The organism is Mesorhizobium sp. M5C.F.Cr.IN.023.01.1.1 (assembly GCF_003997585.1).
Classification (GTDB): Bacteria; Pseudomonadota; Alphaproteobacteria; order Rhizobiales; family Rhizobiaceae; genus Mesorhizobium; species Mesorhizobium wenxiniae.
Window position 1 is genome coordinate 20069 of record NZ_RZSU01000073.1, and the last position, 12335, is coordinate 32403.

Annotated in this window: 13 protein-coding genes and 1 pseudogene; 10 read left to right on the forward strand and 4 right to left on the reverse strand. The window is 59.5% G+C overall.

The genetic code is table 11. From position 1 onward, the window contains the following. Nucleotides 1–2 precede the first annotated feature (2 nt). Both EOA78_RS24705 and EOA78_RS24710 read right to left on the reverse strand, forming a co-directional pair. Nucleotides 3–848 carry an ABC transporter permease gene (locus EOA78_RS24705; protein ID WP_127317395.1) on the reverse strand — a complete coding sequence of 282 codons (846 nt, stop codon included), beginning with the start codon at nucleotides 846–848 and terminating at the stop codon, nucleotides 3–5. 13 nt (nucleotides 849–861) lie between these two features. Then, nucleotides 862–1968, reverse strand: a complete 1107-nt coding sequence (locus EOA78_RS24710; protein ID WP_127317396.1) for a spermidine/putrescine ABC transporter substrate-binding protein — start codon at nucleotides 1966–1968, stop codon at nucleotides 862–864. A 90-nt stretch (nucleotides 1969–2058) separates the two neighbouring features. On the opposite strand from EOA78_RS24710, the gene EOA78_RS24715 reads away from it, so the two are divergent. From EOA78_RS24715 to EOA78_RS24760, 8 genes are all read left to right on the forward strand, one after another. Beyond that, the gene (locus EOA78_RS24715; protein ID WP_127317397.1) at nucleotides 2059–2673 is read left to right on the forward strand and encodes a TetR/AcrR family transcriptional regulator; all 615 of its coding nucleotides are present in this window, start codon (nucleotides 2059–2061) and stop codon (nucleotides 2671–2673) included. A gap of 1141 nt (nucleotides 2674–3814) precedes the next feature. Further along, entirely contained in the window at nucleotides 3815–5152 is a 1338-nt protein-coding gene (locus tag EOA78_RS24725; RefSeq protein WP_127317399.1) for a site-specific integrase, read from the forward strand. Between the two features lie 283 nt (nucleotides 5153–5435). Further along, nucleotides 5436–5687 (forward strand): AlpA family transcriptional regulator, encoded by a 252-nt coding sequence (locus EOA78_RS24730; protein ID WP_127317400.1) that lies wholly within the window; start codon nucleotides 5436–5438, stop codon nucleotides 5685–5687. Between the two features lie 196 nt (nucleotides 5688–5883). Beyond that, nucleotides 5884–6342: a hypothetical protein gene (locus tag EOA78_RS24740; protein ID WP_127317402.1), complete on the forward strand. Its 459-nt coding sequence runs from the start codon at nucleotides 5884–5886 to the stop codon at nucleotides 6340–6342. Nucleotides 6343–6496: 154 nt separating this feature from the next. Continuing rightward, nucleotides 6497–6757 carry a DUF6074 family protein gene (locus EOA78_RS24745; protein WP_127317403.1) on the forward strand — a complete coding sequence of 87 codons (261 nt, stop codon included), beginning with the start codon at nucleotides 6497–6499 and terminating at the stop codon, nucleotides 6755–6757. A 256-nt stretch (nucleotides 6758–7013) separates the two neighbouring features. Then, complete coding sequence (locus tag EOA78_RS36160) at nucleotides 7014–7163, forward strand: hypothetical protein (protein ID WP_164783919.1); 150 nt, start codon at nucleotides 7014–7016, stop codon at nucleotides 7161–7163. A 117-nt stretch (nucleotides 7164–7280) separates the two neighbouring features. Continuing rightward, a complete protein-coding gene (locus EOA78_RS24750; protein ID WP_128205049.1) occupies nucleotides 7281–7934 on the forward strand; it encodes a hypothetical protein in 654 nt (217 codons plus the stop codon). A gap of 533 nt (nucleotides 7935–8467) precedes the next feature. After that, nucleotides 8468–9376 carry a PhnA-like protein gene (locus EOA78_RS24760; RefSeq protein WP_245477716.1) on the forward strand — a complete coding sequence of 303 codons (909 nt, stop codon included), beginning with the start codon at nucleotides 8468–8470 and terminating at the stop codon, nucleotides 9374–9376. Between the two features lie 27 nt (nucleotides 9377–9403). Here EOA78_RS24760 and EOA78_RS37255 read toward each other — a convergent pair whose 3' ends face one another. Then, the gene (locus EOA78_RS37255) at nucleotides 9404–9763 is read right to left on the reverse strand and encodes a hypothetical protein (protein WP_245477717.1); all 360 of its coding nucleotides are present in this window, start codon (nucleotides 9761–9763) and stop codon (nucleotides 9404–9406) included. A 159-nt stretch (nucleotides 9764–9922) separates the two neighbouring features. Here EOA78_RS37255 and EOA78_RS24770 point away from each other — a divergent pair. Beyond that, a pseudogene (locus EOA78_RS24770) lies at nucleotides 9923–10633 on the forward strand (TylF/MycF/NovP-related O-methyltransferase). 614 nt (nucleotides 10634–11247) lie between these two features. Here EOA78_RS24770 and EOA78_RS24775 read toward each other — a convergent pair. Continuing rightward, a complete protein-coding gene (locus tag EOA78_RS24775; RefSeq protein ID WP_127317407.1) occupies nucleotides 11248–11532 on the reverse strand; it encodes a hypothetical protein in 285 nt (94 codons plus the stop codon). A 117-nt stretch (nucleotides 11533–11649) separates the two neighbouring features. Between EOA78_RS24775 and EOA78_RS24780 the strand changes: the two genes are divergently transcribed. Further along, nucleotides 11650–12335: RNA ligase family protein (locus tag EOA78_RS24780; RefSeq protein WP_245477719.1), on the forward strand; the 686-nt coding region annotated here is incomplete at its 3' end.

Genomic DNA, 12335 nt, shown 5'->3' on the forward strand with positions numbered 1-12335 from the left:
GGTCAGGCCCGCTCGATCTTCAGCCAGCGGGCGCAGGCGAGATAGGCGACGGTGACAACCGCCATCAGGATGATCGACAGCGCCGAGGCGAGCGGAAAATCGCCGCGCCGGCCGATCTGCATCATAACCAGCTGCGGCATCAAAAGCTCGTTGTTGCCGCCTAGGATCTGCGGTGTGATGTAGTCGCCGATGCACAGCACGAAGGTGAGAAAAGCGCCGACAATGATGCCGGGCAACGTCAGCGGCAGGACGACATGCAGGAACGTGCGCACCGGCCCGGCGCCGAGATCGGCGGCAGCTTTGCGGTAGCTGGGACTGAGCTGCTTCAGATTGGCGAAGATCGTCAGCGTCAAAAGCATGACGAAGAAATGGACGAAGCCGATGATCGTGGCCAGCCGTGTGTTGGCGAGCTGCACCGGCTCGCTGAACAGGCCGGAGCCGGTCAGCGCACGGTTGATCACGCCGTTCTGCGCCAGCACCAGCAGCCAAGAGTAGGAGCGCACGACATAGGATGTCCAGAACGGCAGCACCGCCAACATCAGCGCCAGCCGCTGCCAGCGCTCCGGCACCTGTTCGGCCAGGATCCAGGCGAAGGGGTAGGCGAGCAGCACCGAGATCAGGGTGACGATGGCGGTGACCTGCAGCGAGTTCACCATCGCTTGCCAATAGGCCGGATTGTTGAAGAACTGGCTGTAGTTGGACAGGGTGAAGCCGCCGCCATCATGCGCCGTCAGGCTGGAAAACCCCATGGCCAGAAAAGGCAGCATGAAGAACAGCAGCGTCCAGCCGAGCGCCGGCGTGACCAGCGCCCAGGGCAGGGCACGCCAGGTGTCTCCAGCAGCGCTCACGACCGGCGACCGGTCACTGCGCCTGCAGCATTTCGGTCCAGACGTCCTGCATCTTCTTGTCGAGATCGGCGTTCGGCGCCGGGTAGGGCTGGGCGCGGGCGAGGAAATCCGGCTGCTCGTCGAAGCGCAGGATCTTCTTCTGCTCATCGGTCAGAGCCGCCTTGGTATTCGCGGGCATGCCCCAATAGCAGGCCGAGGTGGAGAGCCGCGCCTGGCCTTCAGGGCTCATGATGTACTGGATGAATTTCAGCGCCATGTCCTTGTTTTTGGAATCCTTGAACATCGCCAGCGACTGCGACCACAGCACAGCACCTTCTTTAGGGATTGAGAAATCGAGGGCAGGGTTCTCCTTGGCCAGCCCGGCCGTCACCCATTCGCCGCCGCCGACCAGAACGTCGACCTCGCCGGTTGCCAGCGCGGTCTGGCTAGCAGTCACCTCGCCAACCAGCTTGGCGTTGGCCTTCATCTTCAGCAGCTCTTCCTTGATGGCGGGAAGGTCGGCTTCGGTCAGCTCGGCGGTCTTCTTGCCGATCGCCAGTGCGGCCATGCCGATGACCGGCAGGTAATAGTCGTAGATGGCGATCTTGCCCTTGTATTTGTCGCCGGTCAGCGCCGCCATCGATTGCATGTCGGCCGGATCGACCTTGGTCTTGTTGTAGCCGATGGTGTTGTAGCCGAATTTTTCGGTGATGCCGTAGCGCTTGCCGTCGACCACGGTGGAGCGGTCCATCTTCACCTGGGGAAAGAGGTCGGCCATCGGCAGCTTGTCTTCGGGCAGCGGCTCGAACAGACCCTTTTCGACACCGCGCGGTATGTCGATGCTGTCGATCACCATCACGTCCCAGTCGCCGGGTTGCGACTGTTCGACAATGGCCATACCGGCGCCGGTGCCCTCGAATTCCTTGACATTGACCTTGACGTCATTGGCCTCCTCGAAAGGCTGCAACAGCGCCGGATCGGCGTGATCGCACCAGATCAGGGCGTTGAGATCCGCGGCCTGAGCGAAGCTGCTCGTCGCCAGCAGCAGTGCTGTCGCAGCACACGCGACGTGGAGATGACTCTTCAGAGCTGAAAGCGGTTTCTTGGTCGTTGAATTCGGGGTCTTCAGATTGGTAGACATCGAGTGTTCTCCCTTGCCTTTTTGGCTTGTGACAAAAATTGAACCAATTCTAAAATTGAGTCAATTCTGTTTTTGTGGCAAACAGCCGATATGAATGGATTGCGGGCAAGGCAAAAGGCGGATCGGCACCGCCGCATCATTGAGGCAGCCGCGGAGCTTTTCCGCGATGCCGGCTACGAAGGCGCCAAGATCGAGACCATCGCCGCGCAGGCCGAGGTCTCGGTCGGCACGATCTACAACTATTACCAGAACAAGGGCGACATCCTCGGCGCCATCGTCTCGATGGAGGTCAACGAGGTGCTCACAGCCGGGCAGGGCGTCGTCGCCAACCCGCCGGCAAATGTCGGCGATGCGCTCGATACCCTGCTAGGCATCTACATCGAGCATTCGCTGCATTATCTCAGCAAGGAGATGTGGCGGCAGGCGATGGCGATCTCGACGCAGCTGCCCGACAGCCCGTTCGGCCAGGCCTATACCGCGCTCGACCGGGCACTGACCGAACAGATCCGCGCCCTGATCGCGCGGCTGCAGGGGCTCGGCCTGGCGCGCCGGGATATCGACGGACAGGCCTTGGGCGAACTGGTGTTCAACAACATGAACATGATGTTCATCGAATTTGTGAAGCGCGACGAGGCGAAGATTGCCGAATTGCGCACCGCGATACGAAGGCAGAATCGGATTCTGGTGGCGGCGATTGCGGTTTGACCGAGGAGGTTCGTCTAGGAGCATCGCGAGCGCTTCATAGACGCGATAAGGCGCTTGCCGTTCAGGCGCTGACTTCCCATCAACATTGGCACGATCGGCGCTTTTACCGAGCATGCCTGGGTGGCCGCGCGCGTGGAAACGGCACGACGGTCAATGGCGCCTTGCGGAATTCCGCGATGGCTATTTCCTCAATCAGGGAGTCGAGTGCCTCGCTGACGCGCTGGCTCGTTTCGTCCATGCCGCAGAGCCGGTTTTGGGCACACTCCAAGAGCTCGCGCGCAGCGGCGAAGTCGCTTCGCATGACATCACCCGTTTGGTTTTAACCCGCCGCCCTAACATTCCTAACATTGTTGACGCGCCAAATTGAGCGATTGCTAATATACACAGGGGCATTTTAATCGAATGGCATTAGAATGGCCGGCGAGCAGGAGATGCCGGCCGATCCGCATCGCCCTATTAAATCCGTTGGTTCAATTCCAGAATTTTTCTGATGACCCGGGGCACGATCTGAAGAGGTTGGGGCTTTGCGTTGCAGAACGCGGGGATTAGTCCTGATACGATCTTGGCCGGGTTAGAAATTCTCTGGCGGCAGCGATCTGGCGTCGATGCTCGCGCAGGAAGGTCAGGCTGAAACAGATCGAAAAGGCCAGCCCTGAAAGCATTATCGTTGCTTGCGAGGTCGGATCGGGATCGGGAACTATCAGAAAGCGGAAAATGAAGGCGAACGCGAGGGCAGCAAGACCCCCATACATACCACCAATAAAGGGGGCGATCGTGCGTTTCTGCTCCAGCGGAATCTCCTATGGTGTCCACGAAGGAATACGTTGGTTTCTGCCAGCGATATATGTGTTGGGACTGATGTGCTATGGCCCCGGCCTGTGGAAATCGGGGATGAGCAGACATCGACCAATCCGGTTCTCATAAGAAGCGTGCTGGTGCCCCCGGACGGAATCGAACCGCCGACCTTCGGTTTACAAAACCGCTAATCCCGCCTAACTCAGCATAACAAAACCGAACATCTAAGATGGCTCGAAGCCTTATAGTGCCTTGCTTTGCGGGAAATGTTACCATATGTTAGTAACATCGGGTAACGCCACAAAACACTCGCAATCGTTACCCCACCGTTACCCAGGGGCAAATCATGGCAAAGGCACTCACGGCTGCATCTCTTCTGAAGTTCAAGGCAGACCCGTACAAGCGGCGAGAAATTGCCGATGGGGTTTTGACTGGTCTCTACTTCGTCATCCAGCCCACAGGTCGGAAATCCTGGGCGGTGCGCTATCGGGCTTCTGGCCTCCCGAAAAAGCTCACGCTCGGCAATTCTTTTTTCGGCGACGACGCCGACGCGGCCGGTAACGAATTGACCACCATGCGCCGAGAGGCCGCGCACGTGCTGGAGCGCGTCCGCCGCGGTGAAGATCCCGGCGCCGAAAAGCAGGCTGCGAAGCGGGAGACGAAGGACGAGGACCGGGACAACTTCCAGGCCGTAATCGAGCGCTACTTGAAGGAATACGCCTCGAAGCGCCGTAACTATCCTGAGAAGGCGCGGCTGCTCGGCATGCGCAAGCAGGACGACGAATGGAAGGTGAATCCCGAGCGCGCCGCCGGCCTATGGGGTGCAAAGCGCATTCAGGACATCACACGCCGCGACATCCGGGAGCATCTGGAGACATTGGCGAAAACCGCGCCGATCGGCGCCAACAGGACGTTTGCCGAGCTGCGCAAATTCTTCAACTGGACGGTCGGCAAGGACATCCTAACGGCATCGCCGATGACGGACCTTCAGCAGCCATCGGAGGAGAACGAAAGCCGCAACCGCGTCCTGATCCGACGCAAGGAAGTCCCCGGCAGCAGTGACGACGAATTGCGCTGGCTGTGGAAGGCGGCCGAGGCCTACGACGGGGAAGGGGGGAGAGGGCCGTTCGGCCCCTTCCTGCAGCTTCTGCTCGTGACTGGCCAGCGCCGCACCGAAGTCGCAGAAATGACCTGGAGCGAGGTCGACATGGACGCCGCTGAATGGGTGATCCCGGCCGCACGGTCCAAGAATGGTGAGCCTCACGTCGTACCGCTATCAGACCAGGCTCTGGCGATCCTTCGAGCTGTGCCCCGGATCAAGAATAAGGAAGGCTACGTGTTCACCACGGACGGCGAAAACCCCATCAGCGGCTTTTCTCGCATGAAACAGCGCGTCGACAAGCTCATGGCCGAGTATGCCGGCGAAACCAAGATCCCAGACTGGACGCTGCACGACATCCGCCGCACGGTCGCCGCCGGCATGCAGCGCATTGGCGTGAAGATGGAAGTCACCGAGAAGGTGCTCAACCATAAGTCCGGCTCGTTCCGTGGGATCGCTGGCGTTTACCAGGTGCATGACTACGCTGACGAGAAGCGGGCAGCGCTCGATGCGTGGGGCAAGTACGTCAAGGAACTGGTCACCCGTAAGACAGCGGACAACGTGATCCCGCTCGCTAGGGCGTGAATTGCGGGCACTGTTCGCGATTTCGTGGGAGGCGATGTTGACAAAAATAGACGAGCCGTCTCAAGTCATATCCTTCGAACGAAAAGAGAACAAAAACGTTGTGGGAAAAGGCAGCCACAGCAGGCGGCCTGACTCAGAGCATCGTATATTCGTTCTAACGCGTTCGTGAGCGCGGAAAACGGAAACAGCCAGGCACTGGCCTAGGAAACCCGCCCGGCTGTTTCTTCAATCGAGCTGTCTCGTTTTCGAGACCTCTCCCCTTGCGCAGGAGATTAATCCCGCAATGCAGCTTAACCACAATGTGCCGCCGGCAGGCAACGAGAATCTGACCGGTTCGCAATCACAATCCACTACGCAGTCGGGCGGCTTCCTCCAAGCCCGTCAGGTCAGGGGCCGCTACAATGTTTCGGACATGACCATTTGGCGCTGGCTGCTGGACTTCCCGCAGCCCGTCTATATCAGCCGGTATCGGTATTGGCGCGTCTCCGACATCGAGGCGTGGGAGGCCCGGCAGGCTTCCAAGGGGGCAGCATGACAAGCCGTCCCGAAACTACTGACCATAGCACCTGTGGCGCCGCACTGGATGCTGCCGTCGCATGGCTGCGTGAAACGCCGAGGGCTCAACGGCCAGGACCGGCAGTGCCGGAGCTTCGGCGCCGCTTCGGGCTAAGCCCTGCCGAGGCCTGCCGGGCACTGGCCGAATTCCACCTCAATCTTGCGAGGTAGAACTGATGGGAAAACCCCGTTCGTGGCTGAAAAGCTGGGTTGGCCACAGGCTGGAAATGTATCTGAGCCCCGCATGGTCAGAGGCACGCGTAGGGCCGTTGCGGGCAATGCTGGAGCGTCTGGAGATAGAGCATCTTCGCCACGGTGGGTACAACAACGGCGAGCTGTTCGTGTCCTATACCCAGTTGGTTGACTTCGGGATTTCGCGAAAGTCGATCAAGCGCACGCAGCAGCTTGCGGTGGATCTCGGGTTCATCGAGGTCACTTACACAGAGGGCGACGGCGTGATCCGGCCGCCCAACGCCTACCGGCTCACCTATCTGCCGGCCAAGGGCAAGACCACCCCGACAGACGAATGGAAGACCATCACGAAGGAAAAGGCAAAGCGATTGGTTGAGGCCTTCCGCGCCGATGACAAAGCCGCGGCAAAGGCGACCAAGAAGACAATCCGCGAGGCCGCCTAAATGTTCAAAGCAAAACAGTCTCCCAGTTCCCTTTCCTGCCGTTTGTCGGTTCCCTTTCCTGCCACTAAATCGGCTTCCTCGGTTCCCATTTCTGCATGCCGCCCAGTGCTAGAATGGGAACTATCTCTTATATCTACGGGTGGAGGAGTTCGCCATGACGTACACTGAGCCCTGCCAGGTCATTGCCTTCCCTCTGATCAGACGCATGGGCAAGATCCGTGATGTGGCGACCAAGATGCTGGCCAAGTCAACCGATCGCCATGCCGAAAGCTACAGGGACCAGGTAACGGCGGCCCTCCTCAGCCATCTTACCCGTATCGGGGTACCGCAGGCCCAGCAGGGCAAACAGCTCACCACCTTCTGGGCGGCGGTCCAAACAGAAATCATTCGTCAGAGCTATAGGCAGCAAGCCTGACGAGACACGTTGGCGCTCAACCTTTTTCTGGTCGGCCACCCGCTCCACAAGCAGAAACCTTTCGAGCCTGACTTTCTGGTTGAAATGGGGCGTCGGTTATACAAACCGGTGCTCAATTCCTTCAGGTTCCTTGAATTACAAGGGGTTCTCCTGTAATCTGCCGAGTGATTTGCAGAGTGGGGTAACGAAGGGGTAACTGATCGGCCCAATCTGCTCCGACTTGGAACGCCGAAAAGTGAAGGCAGATACGACAGACATGGATAGCGAGTCCGCGCCGAAAGGGGGCGGAAAGGTTCGGCTCAAGACGCTTGCCGATCTTCACCGTCGCACGACTGCTGCCCGCGTGGTGTTCGAACTGAGGGACAGCCTCGCGGCCGATCTCGGGGGCAAGGCGCCGGCGAGGTGATATCGATCGGGCTGGGCTGTATCACGCCATGGGCCAGGACCTGCTCACCAAAGCCGTCGAAACGTTCGCGGTGCAGATGGCCTACGGAATCGACCTTGTGGGCATGGTGAGGCACTGATGGCTGTTGTCCCGATGACCAAGCGCAAACCCGCAACTGCCGTTGCCAAGGTGCATGAGCCAACAACGCGCGAACTCGCCGCCCAGGCCGCTTACAGGAAACGCCGCGACAGTCAGCCGCCTGTCCCTGGAATCAAAGTAAAAAACAGCCAAGTGGACGGCAAGGCACATTGCGCCATCAGCATTGACCATCCCGACCCGGAACTAGGTTGGGAGATACTGTCGGAAGCCATTGCCAGCAACGGCGGGGATTTCATTCGAGGGACAATCGACGCCTTGGCCATGTTGTCCCAACAGGGCACCCAGGTGAATGAGAAGCACATGAACTATGCCGCCTCCATGGTGGCCGGGCTGAAGCCGAGGGACCAGCTAGAGGCAACCCTGGGCGTGCAGATGGCCGCTGTTCACCTGGCCACGATGCAAGCCGCTGCCAACATGGGCGGATCCAGGACGCATGAGGTCAGAGAAGTCTACGAAAGGGCGTTGAACCGCCTCGCCCGCACATTTGCGGCCCAGGTCCAGACCCTCAAGCAGTACCGCAGCAAAGGCGAGCAGCGCGTCATCGTCGAGCGCGTCACGGTCGAAAAGGGCGGGCAGGCCATCGTCGGCACAGTGGCTCATGGGGGTGGGGTGAATGAAAAAGATGACGCCTAACCCCATGCAAAGCGCCCATGCTGCGAGGCGCTGTTCAGCTAAATCCAAGCGTTCCGGCAAGGATTGCAATGCGCCTGCAGTCAGGGGTTTTCGTGTCTGTCGGATGCACGGTGCGGGCGGCGGGGCACCGAGAGGCGAACACCACGGGCACTACAAGCACGGCGGCTACACATGCGAGGTGATTTCAGCCAAGCGCGGCCTGGCGTTGCTATTGGCCGCAGTAGCCCCAACGGGGGCCGTCAAATAGCGGTCGACGAGCCTAGGCTAGCCTCGCTTTATCGCGCCCGCCAAGCCTGCGGGTTTTCCCAAGCCATGAAATTTCGTGGCTCGAAATGTTATTTCGTTTGTTAAAAAATTCTCCTGAACCTCTCCTGCTACGGACGAATCGCCTGCTCCTAGAAATCTGTCACCGTAAGCGCGTCGGAACTTTGGCCTCTCAGCCGAGTTCCTTCCGGGATCCAACACGTTTCGTCGGATTGCGCCGCTAGCCGCGCTTCACCCACCGCCGCTCCGGCTTTTTTAGGATTACAACCATGAGCACCATAGACCCGCTGGCCCCTACGGATGCAGCGCCAGGCAGTTATCACGCCGAAACAGTCGATCAGACAATTCTTTTAAACAAAGTCAGTTGGGGGGCGATCTTCGCCGGCGTTGTCGTCGCGCTCGTTGTTCAGGTCCTTCTGACTATGCTCGGCGTTGGCATCGGTATCGCAACACTCGATCCTGGCACATCCGACAATCCGGCTGCCTCTACCTTCTCGATCACCGCGGGGATCTGGTATGTCGTCTCCGGCATCATCGCTGCTTTCGCCGGTGGCTATATCGCCGCGCGTATGTCGGGAAAGATCGTGCCGACGACGGGAGCTCTGCACGGCCTCACGACTTGGGCGTTCACCACACTGCTGGTGCTATATTTTCTCACGAGTACGGTCGGAGCATTGGTGGGCGGTGCCTTCAGTGGCGTTGCCAGCGCGGTTGGGGGTGCCGGACAAACGGTCGCGCAAGCCGCCGCTCCGATCATCGCCAACTCCAATCCGCTGGAAGCGCTGGAATCCGAGGTCAGAGCAACCGGGACGGATCCGGAAGCGCTAAACGCAGCCGCAGTGAACGCAATCCGTAACCTTGTGACGGGCAATGCCGCAGACGCTGAAGCGGCGCGCGCGCAAGCCGCTCAGGCGCTAGCCAAGGCGCGTGGTATCCCCCTCGATCAAGCGACCCAGCAGGTCACAGAGATGGAGAGGCAGTATAACGCTGCTGTTGAGTCGGCGAAGCAGCAAGCGATCAAGGCTGCGGACGCCACGGCATCCGTCGTCTCAACTGGCGCGATTCTGGCCTTCGTTGCGCTTGTGCTCGGCGCGATCGCCGGCTGGCTCGGCGGACGTTCTGGCGTGGTGCATCCGGTCTATGCCGACCGCATCGTTCCGAGTCGGCGGGTATCCTGACGTCCAGGCTTAGATGCGCCAAAGTGTTCATGGAGCGAGGAGGTGTAATCGGCCGCAGTCACCTTTGACGCCGTACAGAAGATGCGGCAGCGCCGCCACCACCATTGGCTTTCGAACCAAGGGCTGGACGGGGTTACCAAGATTTACTTCGGTTCGACCTTGGACACCTGGCCTTGACGGCGGCGGTGCGCTTGGGGCCGGAGAGATTGCGATAGAATACGTGCGGCTCGAACAGCAGTTCGGCCGACCGGAGCGGTCGAAGCCGGATCCGGCAGCCTCGACGTCCATGAAAACGTGAATCTCGTCTTCGCCGACTCCGATGGTGGCGCCGATGCGCGGAATGTCGAGATCGGTGATGCGCTTCGCAGCGCCCTTGAACGAATCCATGGCAGTTCCTTTCCGCTCCAAGGAGGGCAGGTTGAGACAGATGTGAAGGGTGAGGCGCTGGCGGCCACGCTATTCAAACCGACTAGCCGGCCACGGGCGGATGGTGTGTGTTTCAGGCAGGCTCTTGATCAATCCGCCGCCGCGGTCTAGCGTCGCGCGATGTTGACCAGATTGGCCAAACGCCTGCTGTCAAAAGCGAACAAGCTGAGATTGCCGGTTGTTGCCCGCTCCGTGCAGCGCGCCAATCTGACGTACCTTTCGGATGCCAAGTTCATCAACCTTCGTCGTCTGATCGGGCAACTAAAGCGCGACAATGTCCCCGGCGATTTCATCGAATACGGCATCGCTCTCGGCGGCTCGGCAATCTACATCGCGTCCGAGCTCGACGATGACCGTCATTTCCACGGCTATGACGTGTTTGGCATGATTCCGAGCCCGACCGAGGAGGACGACGAAAAATCCAAGGCCCGCTACGACACCATCAGATCTGGGAAATCCAGAGGTATCGGAGGCGATACTTACTACGGATACCAGGGCGATCTGTTCGACAAGGTGAGCGCCAGCTTCAAGAACTTTGGCGTCCCGGTCGATGGCAAGCGGATCGTTTTTCACAAGGGCCTGTTCGAAGACACGGTGCGCTTCGATCCGAAAAGCTGAGTGGCGTTGGCCCATATCGATTGCGATTGGCACGATCCGGTTAAGATCTGCCTTGAACGGACCGTGGAGGTGTTGAGTCCAAGCGGGCTCATGATCCTTGACGATTACCACGCCTGGGGCGGTTGCCGGACGGCGACCGATCAATTCCTCGCAGGTCGTGCTGACTGCCGCATGGTACAAGTCTTGCCCCACGCTGTGATCCAGAAAACCTAAAGCGACATCAGATAGTCACGCAACGCGCGCCGGATGGTACGGGCCACGATAGCCTCCCCCGATGACCGCTGGCGGTCGTGCAGCTGCCGCATCGGCTCGCCGGCCGGCGCGAAACGGCGCGCAATTGGCCAGAAGGTTCCCGCAATTCGGGTTGCATTAACGAAACATTCGGCCTCGCTCTGTGTTCGGGGCTAAGGAGCTGCCCTAATGAGCGAGGATGAAAGTAAGGGAAGGCCGGATTGCGGGTCTGCCGTCGAGACTCTGGCCCGGCAATTGGCCAGCCAAACAGGCATCTCGGAGTCTGATGCTCGGCTGCTGATCTAACTGATCGGCACCAACTGGAATTCACTGGTATTTCAGGCCCGGTTGATGAAATCGCGGCGTTGACACTCGGTGCCGAACGGACACGCTTGACGTGGCCGGCGTCCCTTGGGGGCGTTGGGGTAGATTGCCTAGTAGAGACACCGGCCGAGCGGATTGGGGTCCGCCGCAAGAGACAATTTCAGCAAGAGCTTCCATTCGGCAACCAGGATCGCGGAGCACCCTAAACAATTCGTTGATCAACGGCTTGCGATTAACCTTGCACTGCGCAATGTTGGCGGCAGGGGCCATGGCTACCGAGACCGATGCGCCCTAGGCGCTGGCTCGTGCGATACAGTTTCGACATCTACCGTGACTAGGCCGGCTCCTTCGATCCGGACTGTCACCTTGCCGTTCTCGTCATCGGCCCGAGTGACAAAGCCGGTTATCTCGACCTTTTGGCCGGCCCTTGTTCTCTTCGGTGTGTCGATCGAAAAAGGAAAGTTGTAAGAGGGTATGCTCACGCTCGACATGCCGTTGTCCAGCACCTTCAGGATTGTCACGGTGAGTGTGACTTCATCGCCGATCTTTACCGCCATGGCCTAGGGCTCCACTTCCCGCTTCGTCATCCAACTAAACATTCATTTTTGCTAAAATGTTCCGGAACTGAATCCGCGCTTCGGATTTGAGTCCGCGTCTGTGGCGTGGGGTCCAGTATGCGTAAGAGTTCCGGCGATGGGCGGTTGCAGTTCATCGAACCGCTCATGCCAACCCTGGTCGACAAGCCTCCGGAAGGCGATGCCTGGATCCATGAGGTCAAGTTCGACGGCTACCGCTCACAGATCATCATTGACGAGGCCGGAGTTCGTGTCTTTACGCGCAACGGAATGGACTGGACGGCGAAGTATCCCGACCTGGTCGAGACCGCCAAACGGCTCGTTGTCGAAAGCACCATTATCGATGGCGAGATCATCGTTCCGAGTGAAGCTGGTCTTGCCGATTTCGTTGCTTTGCGAAAGGCGATCACGCGGCGCCAGTACGACCTCTATTTCGTCGCGTTCGATCTCTTGCACCTCAACGGCAATGACCTGCGCGACTTGCCCCTGGAGCATCGGCGCGAGCTACTTGCCGGTTTGATCCCCCCGGGCAATCGCATCCAAATCAGTGAGGCTCTTCCGGGCGACCCCAAAGCAATCTTTCATCTGCTTGATCAGGCCGGTCTGGAGGGGATGGTCTCAAAGCGCCGTGGCAGCAAGTACCGCAGCGGGCGATCGATCAACTGGCTGAAGGTCAAGTGCTACACCGTCGACGAGTTCGAACTGCTCGGTGTCGAGCGTGAGGCCGGCAAGCCGGCGTTCGCCCTGATGGGCGAGATCGGCACGCGCAAATATGTTGGATCGGC

What these genes read in the sequence shown, in the direction of transcription:
- EOA78_RS24710 (WP_127317396.1), bottom strand. Translation starts at nt 1,968, where the DNA reads ATGTCTACCAATCTGAAGACCCCGAATTCAACGACCAAGAAACCGCTT.
- EOA78_RS24715 (WP_127317397.1), top strand. Translation starts at nt 2,059, where the DNA reads ATGAATGGATTGCGGGCAAGGCAAAAGGCGGATCGGCACCGCCGCATC.
- EOA78_RS24725 (WP_127317399.1), top strand. Translation starts at nt 3,815, where the DNA reads ATGGCAAAGGCACTCACGGCTGCATCTCTTCTGAAGTTCAAGGCAGAC.
- EOA78_RS24730 (WP_127317400.1), top strand. Translation starts at nt 5,436, where the DNA reads ATGCAGCTTAACCACAATGTGCCGCCGGCAGGCAACGAGAATCTGACC.
- EOA78_RS24740 (WP_127317402.1), top strand. Translation starts at nt 5,884, where the DNA reads ATGGGAAAACCCCGTTCGTGGCTGAAAAGCTGGGTTGGCCACAGGCTG.
- EOA78_RS24745 (WP_127317403.1), top strand. Translation starts at nt 6,497, where the DNA reads ATGACGTACACTGAGCCCTGCCAGGTCATTGCCTTCCCTCTGATCAGA.
- EOA78_RS36160 (WP_164783919.1), top strand. Translation starts at nt 7,014, where the DNA reads ATGGATAGCGAGTCCGCGCCGAAAGGGGGCGGAAAGGTTCGGCTCAAG.
- EOA78_RS24750 (WP_128205049.1), top strand. Translation starts at nt 7,281, where the DNA reads ATGGCTGTTGTCCCGATGACCAAGCGCAAACCCGCAACTGCCGTTGCC.
- EOA78_RS24760 (WP_245477716.1), top strand. Translation starts at nt 8,468, where the DNA reads ATGAGCACCATAGACCCGCTGGCCCCTACGGATGCAGCGCCAGGCAGT.
- EOA78_RS37255 (WP_245477717.1), bottom strand. Translation starts at nt 9,763, where the DNA reads ATGGATTCGTTCAAGGGCGCTGCGAAGCGCATCACCGATCTCGACATT.
- EOA78_RS24775 (WP_127317407.1), bottom strand. Translation starts at nt 11,532, where the DNA reads ATGGCGGTAAAGATCGGCGATGAAGTCACACTCACCGTGACAATCCTG.